The following is a 17,655-nucleotide window of genomic DNA, read 5'->3' on the forward strand; positions in this document are numbered from 1 at the left end:
GCCGTCAGAAGAGGCTGAGCAAAGCCTCCGCCGGGTCCGTCAGGCCCGTTTCGCCGTCCGGCAGGGGGAGTTCGAACCAGACCGTCTTGCCTCGCGGGGTGCGCCGGGAGCCCCAGGCCGCGCTGAGCAGGCCGACGAGTTGCAGGCCTCGGCCGCCCTCGTCGGTGTCCCGGGCCCGGCGGCGGCGGGGCTGGACGAGCCCCGCGTCCCAGACCTCGCAGACCAGGGTGCGGTCGAGCAGGAGGCGGAGCCGGATGTCGCCCTCGCCGTATCTGAGGGCGTTGGTGACCAGTTCGCTGACCAGGAGTTCCGTGGTGTCGACCAGGGGCTCCAGGTCCCAGTCGAGGAGTTGGCGCCGGGCGTGCTCCCGCGCGCGGCCCACGCTGCGCGGCTCGCGCGGCAGCGTCCAGTCGCCGACGGACTCCGCGGGCAGGCCCTGGACTCGGGCCATGAGCAGCGCGATGTCGTCCTCGCCGTGGTGGGTGTCGAGGGTGTTGAGGACGTGGTCGCAGACGTCCTCCAGCGGGCGGCTGGGATCGGTCAGGGCCCCGACGAACGCCTGGAGGCCCTCGTCCAGGGGGTGATCGCGGCTTTCGACCAGTCCATCCGTGTAGAGCGCGAGCAGGGCGCCTTCGGGCAGTTCGACCTCCACCTCCTCGAAGGGCTCGCCGCCCACGCCGAGCGGCATCCCCGGCGGCACGTCCAGCATCAGCGCGTCCTCGCCGGGTTCGACCAGGACCGGCGGGAGATGGCCGGCGTTGGCGAAGGTGCAGCGGCGGGTCACGGAGTCGTAGACCGCGTACACGCAGGTGGCCAGGTACACCTCGGACAGGTCGGCCTCGCGGGGGCGGCGGGCCGCCCGGGTCGCCTGCTGGACGCCGCCCGGGGCGCCGAGCCCGCGGGCTATCTCGTCCAACGCGCCCAGTACCTCCGCCGGTTCGAGGTCGAGCAGGGCCAGGGTGCGTACGGCCGAGCGGAGTTCGCCCATCGCCACCGCGGCACGCAGTCCGCGTCCCATGACGTCGCCGACCACCAACGCGGTGCGGTGACCGGGCAGTTCGATCACGTCGAACCAGTCGCCGCCGACCTCGCTGGGCCGGTCCGGGGAGGCGTTGCCGGGCAGGTAGCGGCAGGCGATGTCCAGGCCGGAGGCGACCGGGTCGCCCGGCGGCAGCAGGGACCGCTGGAGTATCAGGGCGCGTTCGTGCTCCCGCCGGTACAGCCGGGCGTTGTCGATGCAGACCGCCGCGCGGGCCGCCAGTTCCACGGCGAGGTCCCGGTCCCGGTCCCCGAACGGTTCGCTGCCCTTGGTGCGCGAGAACTGCACGAGTCCGACGACCGTGTCGTGGGCGACCATCGGCACGGCCAGCGTGGACTGGACGAGGCCGCCCTCCTCGGCGGGCACGAACCGGGGCCGGGCGGTGCGCAGGGCGTCCGCGCACGGGGAGTTGAAGGGGTAGTGGTGGACCGCGCCGATCGCGACGGTGGCGCCGCCGCCGAGGAAGGGTGCGTCGGAGACCGCGCTGGAGTAGGCGACCCGGCGCAGTTCCGCGCTGCCGTCGGCGAGCCCCGGCGGGGTCTCGTCGCCGGCCAGCAGCCCCTGGTAGAGGTCGACGGTGGCCAGGTCGCAGAAGCCAGGGACGACGACGTCGAGCAGTTCGCGGGCCGTGGTCTCCAGGTCGAGGGAGTTGCCGATCCGGGCGCCGGCCTCGTTGAGCAGGGCGAGGTTGCGCCGCGCGGCGGCCGCCTCGCGGGCGGCGGCCCGGCGGGCGGTGATGTCGGTGCCGAGCCAGGCGATGCCGATGGGGCGGCCGGAGCCGCTGTGCACCCGGTAGAGGTTGACGGACCAGTGCCGGCGTTCGTCCGAGTCCGGCAGGAAGCCGGTGACGTGCATGTCCGTGATGGAGTCGCCGGTCTCCAGGACCCGGCGCAGGGTGGCGGTCACCCGCTCCGCCTCCGGCCTGGGCAGATAGTCCTGGACGCCCTTGCCCCGGTGGTCGTCGGGGGTGCCGCCGAACAGTGAGGCGAACCGATGGTTGGCGCGGCGGACCCGCAGGTCGCTGTCGATCAGCAGGAACCCGAAAGGAGATTGACCGAAAATGGCCTGCGAGGCGGCGAGGTCGGTCTCGATCCGGCGCAGGGTGCGCACGTCGACGACGATGCAGACGGCGGCCTTCTCGCCCTCCTCGGTCCGCGTCGGCATCACGTAGACCTCGGCGAGGGCCTCCTCCCCGCGGCCGTCCGGGTCGGCGTCGGCGCCCGTGTCCCGCTTACGGAAGGGGACGACGCCGGTCCACTCCCTGCCGTCGAGGATCTCGGCCATCTTCCGGTGGCCCAGCTCGCGCCGGTCGGGGTCGATGAACGCGGCGATCGGGTCCATCCCGACGGCGCGGTCGGCCGGTATCCCGAAGAGCTGCTCGGCGCGCAGGCTCCACTGGTCCACGAGGCCGTCGGGGCCGATGGAGAAGGACGCGACGCGGATGTAGTCGTACATGGAGCCGGGCGGACTGCTCTGCCACATGGCGTCGGCGAGCGGCGACTCGCCGTCGCCGTGGGCCCGCGTCGCATCGGCCGCCGCCACCGCGGCAGCCGCGGTCCCAGCCCTCGCGCCGCCCGACGGGTCCTCGGACTCCGTGGCCTTCGCTGGTATCTCGCTCACGCGAACCGTCCCCTCCAGCTCACCGCGTCCGGCACCGGTCACCGAAAGGCGGCTGCCCGCAGTATCCAGCACTACGGCGCCGCACAACACGGTGTTCACGATCACAGCACGTTCCCGATCGTTTCTGGACCGGACCGTGGAAACACTTCCAGTCTTCTAACCAGCCAACACACTGTCGAATCACACCCTTCGACAACCGCCAGTGGCCTGAACCGACCGGTCGACGGGACCACCGCGGCCGTACAGCGCGTGAGGGCCCGGTTCAGGGCACCGCGAGTTCGAACCAGACGGTCTTCCCGGCCGCCCCGGGGCGGGTTCCCCAGCGGCGCGAGGAGTGGGCCACCAGTTGCAGGCCGCGGCCGCTCTCGTCCTCGGGACGGGCGACGCGTTCACGCGGCAGGTCCGGGATCGGGTCGGATACCTCCACCCGCAGCACCCCGTCGAGGCGGGACGGCCGGACCAGGCGGACTCCGATGGGGCCGGTGGCGTGCCGCAGGGCGTTGGTGACGAGTTCGCTGACCAGGAGTGCCGCGATGTCGGCGAGGCTCTCCAGGTCCCAGTCGTGCAGCCGGCCGCGGACGGCGGCCCGGGCGGCACGAACGGCACCGGGCTCGGCGGAGAAGGTCCACTCGACACAGTCGCCTTCGGTGTCGGTCACACCGATCACTTCCCGGGCAGCAGACCCACCGAATGTCCGGTTTCGTGGGGTTAATGGGCACATACCCGATAATCGGGAGCCTCTATCGCCTCGGCGGGAGCACTGTGGCACGAACGGCGTACGCGGCGCACGCGCCCGTGCGCGCCTCACGCCAGCCGGGCCGCCACCTCGCGCACCGCCGGCACGTCCTGCTCCAGCCACGGGACGTCCCACAGTTGCGCCGGGGTGAGCCAGCGCAGTTCGTCGTGGTCCTGGAGCGGCTCGGGCGCCGGGGAGTCCGGGAGGAGCCGGGCGGTCCAGACCCGCAGGGCGTACGGGGAGCGCAGCGGCCACTCCCCCGGGACGCGCTCGACCGGCTCGGTCTCCACGCCCAGTTCCTCGCGCAGTTCGCGGACCAGGGCCGCCTCCGGGGTCTCGCCCGGTTCGACCTTGCCGCCGGGCAGTTCCCAGCGGCCGGCCAGTTCGGGGGGGTGCGCTGCGGCGCGCGGCGAGGAGGCGGCCGTCGTCCAGCAGCGCGGCTCCCACCACCACGATCGGTTCGGTCATGCGCCGGAGCCTACGGGACCGAGGAGGCCGCTCAGTTGGCGGTCGCGCTGCCGCCCTGGCCGATCCGCTCGACCCAGTAGAGCTGCTTGTGCCCGCGGGAGTCGAGGCTGTCGGCGATCTTCTGGGCCTCCGCCCGGGTCGCGAACCGGCCCACGCGGTAGCGATTGCCGTTGTCGTCCTGTCGTATGACGAGCCAGGGAAGTGTGATCGTGCTGTCGTTCATCGCGCCCCACCGCTCCTTCCCGCCCGCGGCCTGTGCCGTGCCCCGTCCGCTAAGGAAACCGCAATCCGCATATGCCCGAGCCTACGCCTAACCTTCACGCAGCGAATACGCCTTTTCACAAAGAGGTACGCAACCGGCCAGGACGCAGGGGGCGCACGTCATCGCACGCGCCGTCCGCGCACCTCGATGCGTCCGGTCAGCGGCATGGTGGACGCATCGGTGACGACCTGCGAGAACGACCAGATTCCAACCCCGGTCGGCGCGGCTCCGGTTGAGCCGGCGCCGGGGGCAACCGCCCCGGAGTTGTGCGCTACTTCACGGGGAGGTGGTAGGAGACCCGGTACCGGTCGGCCGGGACGACCACGTCGGCGGTCTCCACGGGGCGTCCGGAGGCGTAGTACGTGCGCTGGATGACGAGGACGACATGGCCGGGCACACCGCCCAGGGCGTGCAGTTCCTCGGCGAGGCCGGGGCGGGCGCCGACCTCCTCGGTGACGTTGTCGACGACGAGGTCGATGGCGCGCATCCGCTCGACGACGCCCATGCCGCCCAGCGGGCCCTCCTCGGGCAGCATCACGGGGGTGCGGCCGGTGACGGCGAGGGGCTCCCAGGAGGTGGAGAGCATCATCGCCTCGCCGGCCTCCCGGAACAGGTATCTGGTGCACATGACCCGGTCGCCGGGCTTGATGCCGAGCCGCTCGGCGACCGACACCCCCGCCTCCGTCTGGAGGCTGCTGGACTCCCAGGTGCCGCGCGCCTCGCCGTCGGCCTGCTCCTGCCGGAAGGGGGTGGCCCCGCCGGTCGGACGGAAGCCGGAGCGGGCGATCCGGCGCGGCACCGGACGCTCGCGCACATAGGTGCCCGATCCCGAACGGCCCTCCACCAGACCCTCGGCCATCAGCACCTTGCGGGCCTCCAGGGCGACGGTGTCCGAGACGCCGTACTCCTCGCGGATGCGGGCCTGGGACGGCAGCCGGGTGTGCGGGGGCAGTGAACCGTCGACGATCTTCTTGCGGAGATCACCCGCGACGCGCAGGTAGGCCGGCTGCTCACCGAATGTCACTGGCCGCTCCCATCAGGTTGTACAGACAGCAACAGCGTGGCAACCGTGGGTTGTGCCGTGCAAGCAAAGGCCAGAGAATCACTCGATGTGATGACTTGTGGTTGCTGCGGGCTCTACGCAGGCACTTTCTCCCCGTTATCGTGGCGATCACACATCGAGTTCCCCGCCGTCCGCGATCTCCCCGCCCTCCTCGTACTCCTCGTCGTAGGACGGCACCGTGGTGGCGAGGCCCAGAGCCTCGCGGGCGGTGACCGTGGTGGGGCCGTCGACATAGCCGTAGCCCGTGTCGTAGTGCTCGTAGAAGGTGTCCACGTCGTCCGTGGCGGCGGCCTTCGCCCAGTGGGCGCGGGCGTCCTCCATCTCCGCGACCAGGTCCGTGACGGCCTCCTCGGCGCCGCCCCGCCAGCCGTGCCCCTCCAGCGCCTCGATCTGCTCGCCGAGCACGGCCTCGACGTCCTTCGCCCAGGAGGTGTTGGCGGCCAGGTCGTCCTCGGGGTAGTCCTCCGGCTCCTCGTAGAGGACCTCGTCCACGGCGTTGACCGCCTCCAGCAGGGCGATCTGGTCCGCGTCGAGCGTGGTCCGGTCGCTGCGCAGGGAGCCGGTGAGGGTGCCCTTGTCGTCGAGGCTGCCGTACAGACAGGTGATCTCGCGGTCGCCGAAGGCCCAGCCGTCCCGGGACGGCACGAGGTAGTAGACGCCGACGTCCTCCGGTACGGCCCAGGTGTCCATGGCGTACTCGGGCTCCAGGACGAAGCACTTGTCCTCGGCGGTCCGGGTCACCGAGTCGTCGCCGGGGAAGCGTCCGCCGGGCAGCGTGATCACGGCGAAGACCTCGCCGTCGTGCCGCTGGGCGCAGGGCACCTCCGTCACGTCGTAGGTGACCCCCTCCAGGGAGTCCTGCGGGGAGTCGAAGCAGTCGCCCTTGGCGAGCGCGTAGGCGGTGCCCTCACCGCTCGCCGCCTCCTCGACGGCGTCCACGGCGTCGGAGACGACACCGGTGGACAGGGTCACCGTCCACAGCACCAGGCCGACGGTGGACACCACGGCCCCGGCGATGGCCATGCCCCTGCCGCGCTCGCCCCTCTTCCGGATCTGGGCCAGCGCGACCAGGCCGAGGAGCAGCCCCACGGCCGGCAGGAAGCAGAGGATGCCGAGGACCAGGGCGGCGATGGCGAGGCCGTTCACCGGCGCGGGCACGCCGTACGGGCCGTAGGGGTGGTACGGGTAGGGCGCGTAGGGGCCCGGCGGATACGGTCCGTGCGGTCCCGGGGGCTCCTGGGGCCCGTGCGACGGAAGGGGCCCGGGGGGCGGGGGTATGGACACGAGTACCGTGCTCCTGGTTCGGGCGGCGGTGCCGGGGTGCTGGGAACTGACGTACGAAGCGACGCACGCATGGTAAGCGGGGCGGGGGCGGGGGCGGAACGCGGTTTTCCACTCCGGTCGCGGACTCCTCCCCGCCCGCCGGAAACGCGGCTCGCCCCCGCCGCGGGCCGGGTCGGGGACCCGGGCTCCTGCGACGAGGGCGAGTGCGGCCGACCCCTTCGGGGCGCCGTCAGAGCGTCAGAACTGGAGCGCCCAGGCGTCGATGCGCCCGGTGTCCAGGTTCGCGTTGTCGCTGACTCTCAGCTTCCACGTGCCGTTGGCGACCTCGGAGGAGGCGTTCACCGTGTACGTGGTGTTGATGTTGTCCGAGCTGCCGCCGGTGCCGTACGCCTTCAGCGTGTACGCCGAGCCGTCGGGGGCGATCAACTGGACCTGGAGGTCACCGATGTAGGTATGGATGATGTTGACCTGCACCGCGAGCGCCGAGGGGGCGTTGCCGGTCACGCCGGAGACGGTCACCGGGGACTCGACGGTGGAGTTGTCGCTGATCGCGTAGTCGCCGGTGTTCTCGAAGCGCGGTCCGGGCGGGGTGGTGGTGCCGCCGCCGACGTAGAGCAGCCGGTTGGGCGAGCCGGTGCCGGGGCTGGTGACGACGTTGGGGGTGGCCGCGGTCGTCAGCGCCGTGGAGACCTGCGCGGGGGTGGCCGTCGGGTTGGCGGCCAGGTGGAGCGCCGCCGCGCCGGCCACGTGCGGGGTCGCCATCGAGGTGCCGGAGATGGTGTTGGTGGCGGAGTCGCTGGTGTTCCAGGCCGAGGTGATGGACGAGCCGGGCGCGAACAGGTCCAGGACCGTGCCGTAGTTGGAGTAGCTGGCCTTGGCGTCGGTCGAGGTGGTCGCGCCGACCGTGATCGCCTCCGTCACCCGGGCGGGGGACCTGGTGGAGGCGTTCGTGGACTCGTTGCCCGCCGCGACGGCGAAGGTGACGCCGGAGGCGATGGCGTTGCGGACCGCGGTGTCGATCGCGGTGTCCGCGCCGCCGCCGAGGGACATGTTGGCGACGGCCGGCTTGACCGCGTTCCGGGCGACCCAGTCGATACCGGCGACGACCTGGGCGGTGGTCCCGGAACCCGAGTTGTTCAGCACCCGCACCCCGACGATCCGCGCCTGCTTGGCGACGCCGTACGCGGTGCCGGCGACGGTGCCGGCGACATGCGTGCCGTGGCCGTGGCCGTCCTGCGCGGTGTTGTCGTTGTCGACGGCGTCGTAGCCGTAGGAGGCACGGCCGCCGAAGTCGCTGTGCGTGATGCGCACACCGGTGTCGATGACGTACGCCGTCACGCCCTGCCCCGCCGAGTCGGGGTAGGTGTAGGAGCTGTTCAGCGGGAGGGCCCGCTGGTCGATGCGGTCCAGGCCCCAGGAGGGCGGGCTGGGCTGCGTCCCGGCGATGCTGAAGGTGCGGTTCTGCACGACCGAGGCGACGGCCGGGTCGGCGGCGAACCTCTTCGCCTCGGCCGCGGAGGCCTCGACCGCGTAGCCGTTGAGCGCCTTCGTGTACGTGCGCTCGATGTCGGCCCCGTACTTCTGGGCGAGTGCCCGGCCCTCGGCGGAACCGGCGCGGGCCGCTTCCGGCTTGAGGGTCACGATGTAGCTCTCGGCGACGGCGTTGGCCGCGCCGGAGTACAGGACACGGCCCTCTTCGGCGGTCGGGGCGGCGCCGGCGGGGAGGGCGGAGACGAGGCCCGCGGTGAGCACCGCGGAGGCGGTCAGGCTGATCGCGGCCAGTCTTCGCCGGGTGGAACGCATCACTGCCATCTGAGGGATCCTCCTCAATAGGTGGTGCGCTGGTGGGGGGTGGTGCGGGCATGCCCGAGCCCGCCCAGACTGGGCGTGATCATGTCAAACTAGGCCTGGGCGAACTCTGTGCACCAGCCGAAAGATTGAGGCTTCCACAGGAATTACACAAGGGCCCTGCACGGACGTAACACAGGTGCCATGAAGCCGACATGACCCGCCGTCACCTCCCGTGCGGGTCAGCGGCGGCCTATCTGGCGGCTGATGGTCACGTCCGTGATCTCCGTGTCGGCCGCCAGCAGCAGCGCCTTGCTGAGGATCAGGGAGAGGCGCTCGTCCTCGAAGGGCAGGAACACCCCGCCGCCGCCCCCGCTCCCCCGGACGGCGGGGACGACGCACAGGTAGGCGCCGTCCGGGTCCATCAGGACGTTGGCCGAGCCGAGGTGGATGCGGTAGGTGCGCAGATCCCCGCGGACCACCAGGAAGCGGCCGTCGAGCGCACAGCGGTCGGCGATCCTCAGCCGGGGCACGATCCGCTCCAGGACCTCGCGGCGCGCCTCGGCGCTCGGGGTCAGCTCGCCGAACGAGGCCCGTTCCCGGTAGGCGCGCCGGGGACCGCCGTCGCCCCAGTCGGGGTCGGTGGCGATGGAGGTGACCCCGACGAACAGGTCCACGTCGCGCATGGCCTCGCTGAACACCAGCTCGGGCACCTCCGCGAGCGGCACCTCGCGCCAGCCGTCCCCGGGGCGGTCCTCGTCCCGCGCGCGCCGGTCGAACCGCACCTGGTCGGTCACCGCGAGTTCGTCCTCGCCCGACAGGTCGGACCAGTAGTGGTGGAAGCGGATCCGCCACTCACCCGCCGCCAGCACCCGGTCGGCCGCGTCCCCGTCCCCGGCGTCCCACGGGCCGAGCCGACGGCTCGACCAGCCGCGCGCGCGGAACAGCGCGAACAGCCGCCGGTAGTGGACGATGTGCCCGGCGAACCGGCCGGAGCGGACACGGCTCTCCTCCTCGGCCGGGGTCGGCCGGTAGATCTCCCGGAACGCCTGCTTGAACGGCTGTCGCAGCCGCGCCTCGGTGAGCAGGTCCCGCCACTCCCGGACGGCGTCGGCGTCGGACCTGAGGGGGTGCCAGAGACGCACCGCCGCGTCGTCGGGCGCCTCGGGCAGCCCGTCCGCCGTCGCCGGGAGCACGGCCCGCCAGTCGCCGGGCGCCACCTCGACCTCCCAGATCAGCCGGGCGACGACAGCCTTGGCCAGTGGGTGCCCGGCCAGCTCGTCCCGCCACCGCCCGTACGGGGGGACGGAGTCCACCGTGAAGCCGCCCTCCAGCGCGCGGGCGAGGGTGCGGAGCTGCGCGTCCACCCGCTTGACCAGTTCACGCACCTCCGTCACCAGCGCGGGGTGGTCACGGCGGACCGGTGCCGGGGTACCGCGCAGCGGGCGGCCGTCCTTCTCCCAGGTCAGCGCGGCGCTCTCGGTGACGGTGACGACGGCCGTGCAGGCGCCCGCGGTCCGGCGCAGGACGCCGTCGTCGCCGAAGTCCAGCCGGGGCAGGCGCAGTGCCACGTCGGTGCGCTCGGCGAGGGCCGCCTCCGCCTTCTTGAGCATCTTGTCCAGCTGTTTGGGCACGCCCGCGTGCCGGACGGCGCGGCGCACGGTGCGGACCGTGGTGATCAGCTCGGGCGTCGGGAAGTCCTGGGCGCAGCGCATCAGTTCGTAGAGCATCGCCTGCGAGGGCAGGGTCCGGGCCGCGGTGGGCGCGAGGGCGACGCCGGGCAGCAGCCGGTCGAACAGGGCGGGCAGCCAGGGCTCGTCGCGCAGCAGCGCCACGCGGGCGGCCAGGCCGACGGCGATGACCTCCCGGTCGGTGAACGCCTTGTCCGCGCGGTAGGGGATCTCCCCCGACCGGATGGCGTCGGTGCGGTCCGCGGCGGCTTCGAGGGCGCGCCGGGCGAAAGCGACGTAGGCGGAGGTGCCGGCGGCCGCGCGCCAGGCGTCCTCGGACGGCGGGGTGCCGAACGCGTGGTCGCGGTCGACGGCGACGAGCGGGAGCTGTTCGGCGAGGGGCAGCGCGGCGACCACCGCCGTCTCGTCCGCCACGATCGGTCCCGCGTCCCGGACCAGGCGGTCCACGGCCGCGCGCAGGGTCTCCTCGCCCCCGAGCCGGGCGACCGCGAGCAGCGCGTACGGCAGGCTCACCCGGTCCTCCGCGAGCCTCGACGCGACCAGGGCGCGGACCGGCCCGGTCAGGTCGGGCAGCGGGCCGGTGCACCGCTCCACCGCGGACAGGCCCAGGGCGAGGTCCGCCGCGGTGCCCGACTCGGTCCGCGCGAGCAGCGCCTCGAACATCCGGCGGCACGCCTCGGGCGTGTACCGCGGCCGGCGGGCCTCGGCGGCCCGCTCCACGACGGCGCGGGCGCTGGCCGCGGCCCCCGTCCACTCGGTGACCGCCTGCAGGGCGGCGACCAGCGCGCCGAGTTCCGCGTCGTCGATCGACGTCGGATCGGGCGACGCGTCCTCGTACGCGGAGTCCGGGTCGGTCAGCGCGTTCATCAGCCGGTCGGCGAGGTTCATCGGCGGTGCCTCTCGTGGAGCCTGCACGGATCATGGCAGCCGCCACTGACAACGGCCTCAGCTTCGCCGGGCTGGACCCGATGACCGCCTCCGAGCTGCTCGCCGACCTGACGGAGGTGACCGCGCGGTAGGGGGAGGCGCGGTTGGGGTAGGCGCGGCGCCTCACGTCCCGGACCCGCGTGCGCGGCGGTTGCGCAGCCAGGTGACCAGCCACAGCACGTTGATCCCGCCCAGGACGACGAGGACGGCGACCGCGTCGGCGTTGCCCGCGAGGCCGTGTTCCGGGCCCAGTCCCCGGGCCGCGCGGACCAGCAGGACGAGGTCGGCGGGGAGCGTGACGGCGGCCATGAACGCCAGGCAGGCCGCCGTGCCGGTCACGAGGACGGTGCTGTAGAGGCGGACGGCCCGCCGTTCGTGCGGGGGCAGCCGCAGGCTCGGGTCGGCGGTCCGGGCGGGGCGCGGCCACCGCACCGTACGCCGGAACACGTACCGGGCGTGGGCGAGGCCGTCGCCGTACAGGTCACGGCAGCCGGTGAGGTCCTGGAGGACGAAGTAGAGGTCGGTGCGGGTGAACAGCAGGCACTGGAACGGCAGGGGGAGCAGCGCCAGCAGGAGGGCGGCGGCCAGCAGGCGGTGTGCCGTCGAGCCGGTGTCCGTCACCGCCAGGGCCAGGACCAGGCAGGAGGCGACGGTGAGGTTGAGGGCGATGCCGGAGAGGTAGGCGGTCAGCCGGTGGCGGCGGGGGGCGAGTTCGATGCCGCTGATGTCGGTCTGCATCACGAGGAACTGGAGCCGGGTGCCCAGCCGCATGCGTCCCGGTACGCCGGTCGCGCGGGCGGTGACGAGGTGGGCCAGTTCGTGCGCCAGCAGCAGGACCCACCCGGCGGCGGCTCCGCCGACCAGCACCAGGCTGCCGTGCGGGCTCCACAGCAGGTCACGGTAGTGCGGGACCAGCTCGGGGCGCCGGATCAGGACGGCGACGGCGGAGGCCAGCAGGAGGAGGACCAGGACGGGGAGGGCCGGGTGGAGGGACCAGCGGACGTGGTGGGGGCGCAGCCGGGGCAGGGACGCGCGCGGCGGTTCGGCCTCCGGGACGGGCCGCTCCCCGATCCGCGCCACGAAGCCCAGGGCGGTCAGGTCGCCGACGAACTCCGCGATGCCGAACTCCTCGCCGGTCTCGGCGCGCAGTTCCCGCTCCGTCGCCGCCACGCTCCTTCCCTGGCCGAGGAGTTCCACCGCGCGTGCCCCGGCGGCCGGCAGGGCGACGAAGGTACGGGTCGCGGCGCGGCCGACGATCCACTCGTCCCGGTCCCGGCGCACCGCCAGCTCGTGCAGTTCGACTCGGGTCGAGGGCTCGATCCGGGGACCGTCGTTTTCGGCGGCGGTGCCGGTCATGGGCCGCTGCCCGGTTCCGAGCGGGGCCGCTCGGGAACGGCCGCACCGGGGTCGGCCCGCCCGGAGGACGCCCGCCCGGAGGCGGGGGTATCGGAGACGGCCCGCTCGGCGACGGCCCGCTCGGAGGTGGCCCACGCGGGGACGGTCGGATCGGGGGCGGCCGGATCGGAGGTGGCCCGCGCGCGGACGGCCGCCCGTGCGGGGGCCGTCGTCGGGCGGGGGCCGCAGGCGGGGCAGTCGGGGCGGCGGGGCGTGCGTTGCAGGACCGGGTCGCCGGGGACCATCAGGTTGAGGCCGTACCGGAAACCCGGTTCGGTCCGCGGGATGTCGCACAGCAGCATGTGGGCGGCGTGTGCGAGCAGGCCGCCGGACAGGCCCGCCGTCACGGCGTTGACCGGGTTCCACGGCATCCGGGGTGAGGCGACGTCCTCGTCCTGGCCGGGCGCGAGCCGCAGGTCGCGGCGTTCGATCTCGGCGTCGCGCAGGCACTCCCAGCACGCGCCCCGTCCCGGGGTGAACACCCCGACGCCGACCAGCGGGCCGCGGTAGCCGGCCTCCGCCCACGGCGTGCCGGAGGCGAGACAGACCTGGTTGGCCCAGCGGCGGATCACCGCGGGCCGGTCCGCGGCCAGCAGGAGTACGTCGTAGGCGGGCCCGCCGCCGTGCACTCCGCCGCCGGTCAGCAGGTCCTCCAGGTCGGCGGGGCCGCGGACCTCGCGGCGCTCCGCGGTCACCGTGGTGTCGGAGTTCAGGGCGCGCAGCGCGGCCAGGGCCGCGTCGGCCTTGGGGGTGCCGACGTCCTGTTCGCGGTAGAGGGTCTGCCGGTTGAGGTTGGACAGTTCGACGACGTCGGGGTCGACGCAGTGCAGCCGCCCCACCCCGGAGGCCACCAGGTCGCGCGCGGCGGCTCCGCCGGTGCCGCCGACGCCGATCAGCAGGACCCGGGAGCGGCGCAGGCGCAGTTGCGGTTCCCAGGGGCTCTCCCTGGGCCGCAGGTCCATCCAGCGCAGCAGGGTCATGCCCCGGCCGTAGCGCTCGCGTTCCCGTTCGGACAGCCCGGCGGGCGGCGGGGCGCCGGCGTCCTCCACGTATCCGGCCTCGGTGAGGTCGGACAGGGCGGCCGTGATGTCCGGTGCGGAGAGGCGCAGTTCGGGATGGACGCGGGACACCTCGTCGACGACCTCCGCGGGGCTCCGGCTGCCGTCCAGCGCGCCGACCAGTGTCCAGAGCCATCCGTCGGGGTCCTTGACCTCGGCGCCGATGCCGAAGACGACGCTTCCGATCCTGATGTTCCCCTCGACCGTGCGGTACGCCCGGTGCTCCGGCTTGATCCGCGGTCTCCGCATCGACTGCACCGTCACCTTCGCGCCAATCTCGTCAGCCCCAACTCCCTCAGTGGCAACGCACGTTGACAACAGTGACCCGATGAGCGAACGCTGGCAAGAGCACATCCGATCACCGCACGCCCACCCCACCGAAGGGACACGGTATGCCGAACAAGATCGAGATCCGTCCGCTGGACAAGAAGGAGACCACAGGCGACTCCGGGGGCAACGGCGGTTCCTGACCGGACACGGCCGATGGACCGATATCCCACGGTCGCGGAAGTGACCGAGTCGGCGCGGCGGCTGGTGGACCGGTTCCCCGGAACCGGCCGCCTGCGCCGGGTCGGGACCTCCCGGGCGGGCCGTCCGCTGCTGATGCTGTCCGTCGGGCACGGGCCCCGCCATGTCCTGGTGGTGGGCCGGCCGCACCCCGACGAACCGGTCGGCGGCGCCACGGCGCTGGCGGTGGCGGAGCTGGTGGCCCGCGGTGACGGGCCCTCCCCCGCGACCGATCCCACCTTCGCCACCTGGGACATCCTGCTCTGCCTCGACCCGGACGGCGCCGCGCTGAGCGAGGGCGTCGCCCGTGTGTCCTCCGGCGGCGCCTCCCCCACCCTGGCGGGCTACTACCGCGCGGCCTTCCGTCCGGTGGCGGCGGAGCAGCCCGAGTGGGCGCCGATCGTCGAGCGGCAACTCCCGGAGAGCCAGGCCCTGTTCCAGGTCATCGACGAGGTCCGCCCCTTCCTCCAGTGCTCGCTGCACAGTGTCGACGCGGGCGGCAGCTGGACGCAGTTGACCCGCGACCTCCCCGAACTGGCCGCGCCCTTCGCTAAGTCCGCCCGCGCCTTGGGCGTCCCGCTCCAGCACGGCACCTACGACGCCCTGTACTGGGACAACCCCGCCCCCGGGGTCCATGTGCTGCCCCCGCCGGGCAGCACCGCCCGCCTGGCGGCCGGTTCGGAGAACTTCGAACGGTCCACCTGGTGCGCGCCGGCCCGGTACGGCGGAGCCACCGCGATCATCGAGGTGCCGATGTGGGCGACGGACCTGGCCGACGACACCTCCGCGCACCCGGACGCCGCGCGCGCCCTGCGGAACCTGTCCGGCCTGGTGCGCGAGGGCGGACGGCGGGTGACGGCCGTGTTCGACAAGGCGCGCGGATTCCTGCCGCCCGCCGGGGAGAGCCCCCCGCGCCGGGTGCTGGAGTGGATGGCCGAGGACCTCTACGACCTGGTCGCCGACTCCTGGGCGCCCCTCGCCCGCCGGGCGGCGGACCCCGCCGGGGGCCCCGCGCACCGGCTGACGACGGCCCAGGTCTGCGCCCTCGACGTGGTGGCCCGCCGTCAGCCGCTGCGCGCCGCGGGGCTGTTGCTGCGCCTGCTGGAGGAGGCCGACGACCGGTCCGCCCCGGCGCTCCACCGCGAACTGGAGGAACTCTTCACCACCTGGTGCGCTGAGTTCGAGCAGGCCCTGGACCTGCGCTGGGTCCCCGTCGCCACCCAGGTCGAGCACCAGACCCGCACGGTCGTGGCGGCGGCCGACAGCGCGCTGAGGGCGCTGGGCCACCAGGGGGCCGGGCCGGCCGCCGGACCCCGGGCTCAGGCCAGCTCGTAGAAGCCCTCGCCGTCCAGCCAGCGCGTGGTCAGCGCGTCGCGGGCGACGGTGGCCGCGGCCTCGTGCAGGAGGTAGACCCGCATGGGGAAGGTCCAGTCGTCGGTGGAGGGCAGCACGGGGTCGCCCGGGTGGGCGCGGAACAGCACGTCGTGGAAGCTGTCCAGGGCGCGCAGCTCGGCCAGCCTGGGGTAGGAGGCGAGGGTGCCGCCCCGGGGGGCCACCATGTTGACGATGCGGGCGTGCCGGCCGACCCGGTAGTCCTCGTCGGCGGCGGCCAGGAAGGCGTCCGGCTCGGTGCAGGCGTCGACGGTGAGGTCGAGCTGGCTGCTGCCGAGCGCGGCCGTCACCGGCACATGGACGTCCGCTCCGCACACCCGCGCGCCCGTCTCGACCAGCCGGGGGCCGTCCGGGGTGAGCTTCAGTTCGGTGTGCGCGGGCCCGTGCGCGATGCCGAGGGCGTCCAGCACCCGGAAGGTGTGCTCGACCAGGCTGTCCTGTTCCGGACCGCGCCGGGGCAGCAGTTCGGCGCCGGCGGCCAGTTCGGCGACGCCGTTGGCGCTCAGCGTGTGCATCTTCCAGATGTCGGAGACACGGTGCACGCCGTCCCGGCTGACCGTGTTGACGATGTACTCGTGGCCGACCAGGTACTCCTGGGCGAGCACGGCGTCGTTGGACTGGCCGAGCACGCTCGTGGTGCCGTGCAGGGCCCGGAAGGCCGCCTCGACCTCCGCCGCCCCGGAGCAGTAGTAGACGCCGTCGCTGCCCGCGCTGCTGACCGGCTTCAGCACGACCCGGCCGCCGTCCGTCTTCTCGTACCAGCGCAGCAGTTCGTCCCGGTCGGAGGTGTGGAGCTGCTCCACCGCGGGCAGGCCCGCCGCCCGGACCGTCTCGATCATGCGGTACTTGTCGCGGCGGGCCGGGCTGAGCGCGGTGCCGTTCGACGGCAGCCCGAGCCGCTCGCCGAGGGCGTCCGTCAGGAGCACCGCGCGTTCGACGCCGGCGACGAGGGCGACGGGCCGGTGCGCGCTCAGCGCCCGCAGCGTCTCGTCGAGGTCGCCGTCGTGGACGAGGTGCGCGTCGAAGTCCTCGGGACGGTAACCGCGCGTGTAGTTCGCGGGGATGTCCGGGGTGCTCTGAAGGTGCACGCAGCTGTGGCCGCGGGCGCGGAAGAGCGGTGCGAGACAGCGTGCACTGGCGTAGGCGTCGACGATGACGACCACCGGGGCGCTCGCAGCATTCATGGGTACCTCACGGGTGTGGTGGCTCGGGACGCGGGTCTCAGGCGGCGGGGCTGGTCCGAATGCGTACCCGGGCGGCCGCGGCCTCGGCGCGGTCGACCGCTTCCCCGGCGTCCCGGCCGACGGCGATCACATCGCCGCACAGGCGTTCGGCGGACCAGGTGACCTGCGGTATCACCATGCCGGGCTGCGCCTTCACGCCGAGGGTGACGCCCTCCAGACCGTCCGCGGGCAGGTCGACGTCGGTCACCACGCCCGGCTCGGCGGACAGGAACCGGATCGCCGCGCCGCCGACCGGGGCGGGGACCTCGTTCTTCCAGGGTTCCAGTCCGAGCGGGACCGCGACCGCGGCGCGGACCAGGTCCACTCCGTAGGCGAGCCGGACCAGTTCGGGGATGTTGTCGCCGCCGGCCCGGTTGTGGGACTCGATGACCCGCAGCCCGTCGGCGGTGATCATGATCTCGGTGTGGGAGGGGCCCTCGACCAGGCCGACCGCGTCCAGCAGCCGCCCGGTCAGCTCCGCGATCTCCGCACGGACCCGCTCGTCCACGGTCGCGGGGACGGAGTGGCCCGCCTCCACGAACCCGGAGCCGAGCAGCTTGTCGGTGACGGCGACGACGGTGTGCGCGCCGTCCGCCGAGAAGCCCTCCACGCTCACCTCGCGGCCGGTGAGGAACTCCTCCGCCAGCATCTGCGCGCGCCCGGCGGCTTCGACCAGGGACCAGATCCCGGCGGCGCGGTCCGGACCGTCGACCTTGTGCACATCGCGGCTGCCGCCGAAGTCGAGGGGCTTGACGATGCCGGGCCCGCCGATCTCCGCCAGGAACGCGGCGAGTTCGGCCGCGTCCCGCACGACCCGGAACCGGACCGGGGAGAGGCCCACCTCGGCGAGCCGGGCGCGCATCGCCGCCTTGTCCTTCAACAGCGTCACCGTGCGCAGGGAGTTGCCGCCGAGCGCGAACTCCTCGTTGAGCCGGGCCGCGACGACCAGTCCCAGCTCCGCCGGTGAGAAGAACCGGGCCACGGGCAACCGGGCGTGCAGCGCGCGCCCCGCCTCCAGAACCGCCCGCTGGTCGCCCAGGTCCACCTCGACCACCTCGGCGCACCAACGGCTGGAGACCTCCGGGTCGTACATCCCGGGTTTGGCGAACTGGACGATCTCGCAGCCGAGTTCCGCCGCGGACCTCAGCACGCTCGGGCGCCCGCCCAGCAGGGCAATACGCGGAGCCATCTCTCGTACCTCT

12 protein-coding genes and 1 pseudogene are annotated in these 17,655 nt (G+C 73.5%); 1 reads left to right on the plus strand and 12 read right to left on the minus strand.

The features are described 5' to 3' along the window. Window positions 1–4: 4 nt before the first annotated feature. From AB0E07_RS12380 to AB0E07_RS12425, 10 genes and pseudogenes are all read right to left on the minus strand, one after another. Window positions 5–2,659: a SpoIIE family protein phosphatase gene (locus AB0E07_RS12380; RefSeq protein WP_362249282.1), complete on the minus strand. Its 2,655-nt coding sequence runs from the start codon at window positions 2,657–2,659 to the stop codon at window positions 5–7. Window positions 2,660–2,921: 262 nt separating this feature from the next. Continuing rightward, the gene (locus tag AB0E07_RS12385) at window positions 2,922–3,380 is read right to left on the minus strand and encodes an ATP-binding protein (protein WP_362249285.1); all 459 of its coding nucleotides are present in this window, start codon (window positions 3,378–3,380) and stop codon (window positions 2,922–2,924) included. Window positions 3,381–3,463: 83 nt separating this feature from the next. Then, window positions 3,464–3,863 (minus strand): annotated as a pseudogene (locus tag AB0E07_RS12390) ((deoxy)nucleoside triphosphate pyrophosphohydrolase). Between the two features lie 31 nt (window positions 3,864–3,894). After that, the gene (locus tag AB0E07_RS12395) at window positions 3,895–4,086 is read right to left on the minus strand and encodes an SPOR domain-containing protein (protein ID WP_362249288.1); all 192 of its coding nucleotides are present in this window, start codon (window positions 4,084–4,086) and stop codon (window positions 3,895–3,897) included. A gap of 310 nt (window positions 4,087–4,396) precedes the next feature. Beyond that, window positions 4,397–5,149, minus strand: a complete 753-nt coding sequence (locus AB0E07_RS12400) for a GntR family transcriptional regulator (RefSeq protein WP_362249291.1) — start codon at window positions 5,147–5,149, stop codon at window positions 4,397–4,399. Window positions 5,150–5,296: 147 nt separating this feature from the next. Continuing rightward, window positions 5,297–6,472: a septum formation family protein gene (locus AB0E07_RS12405; protein ID WP_362249294.1), complete on the minus strand. Its 1,176-nt coding sequence runs from the start codon at window positions 6,470–6,472 to the stop codon at window positions 5,297–5,299. Window positions 6,473–6,709: 237 nt separating this feature from the next. Further along, complete coding sequence (locus tag AB0E07_RS12410; RefSeq protein WP_362249296.1) at window positions 6,710–8,284, minus strand: S8 family peptidase; 1,575 nt, start codon at window positions 8,282–8,284, stop codon at window positions 6,710–6,712. Between the two features lie 218 nt (window positions 8,285–8,502). Continuing rightward, complete coding sequence (locus AB0E07_RS12415; protein WP_362249299.1) at window positions 8,503–10,839, minus strand: DUF4132 domain-containing protein; 2,337 nt, start codon at window positions 10,837–10,839, stop codon at window positions 8,503–8,505. Between the two features lie 162 nt (window positions 10,840–11,001). Then, a complete protein-coding gene (locus AB0E07_RS12420; RefSeq protein WP_362249302.1) occupies window positions 11,002–12,234 on the minus strand; it encodes a hypothetical protein in 1,233 nt (410 codons plus the stop codon). Then, window positions 12,231–13,580, minus strand: coding sequence for a ThiF family adenylyltransferase (locus tag AB0E07_RS12425; RefSeq protein ID WP_362249305.1), 1,350 nt, complete (start codon window positions 13,578–13,580; stop codon window positions 12,231–12,233). The genes AB0E07_RS12420 and AB0E07_RS12425 overlap by 4 nt, the downstream gene beginning before the upstream one ends. A gap of 234 nt (window positions 13,581–13,814) precedes the next feature. On the opposite strand from AB0E07_RS12425, the gene AB0E07_RS12430 reads away from it, so the two are divergent. Beyond that, a complete protein-coding gene (locus AB0E07_RS12430; RefSeq protein ID WP_362249307.1) occupies window positions 13,815–15,173 on the plus strand; it encodes a M14 family zinc carboxypeptidase in 1,359 nt (452 codons plus the stop codon). Here AB0E07_RS12430 and AB0E07_RS12435 read toward each other — a convergent pair. Together AB0E07_RS12435 and AB0E07_RS12440 are read right to left on the minus strand one after the other, a co-directional pair. Next, window positions 15,158–16,414: an ATP-grasp domain-containing protein gene (locus tag AB0E07_RS12435; protein ID WP_362249310.1), complete on the minus strand. Its 1,257-nt coding sequence runs from the start codon at window positions 16,412–16,414 to the stop codon at window positions 15,158–15,160. The genes AB0E07_RS12430 and AB0E07_RS12435 overlap by 16 nt on opposite strands. Before the next feature lie 37 nt (window positions 16,415–16,451). Continuing rightward, the gene (locus AB0E07_RS12440) at window positions 16,452–17,642 is read right to left on the minus strand and encodes an ATP-grasp domain-containing protein (protein ID WP_362249313.1); all 1,191 of its coding nucleotides are present in this window, start codon (window positions 17,640–17,642) and stop codon (window positions 16,452–16,454) included. Window positions 17,643–17,655 lie beyond the last annotated feature (13 nt).

This window comes from Streptomyces sp. NPDC048002 (assembly GCF_040653275.1).
In the GTDB taxonomy this organism is placed as follows: Bacteria; Actinomycetota; Actinomycetes; order Streptomycetales; family Streptomycetaceae; genus Streptomyces.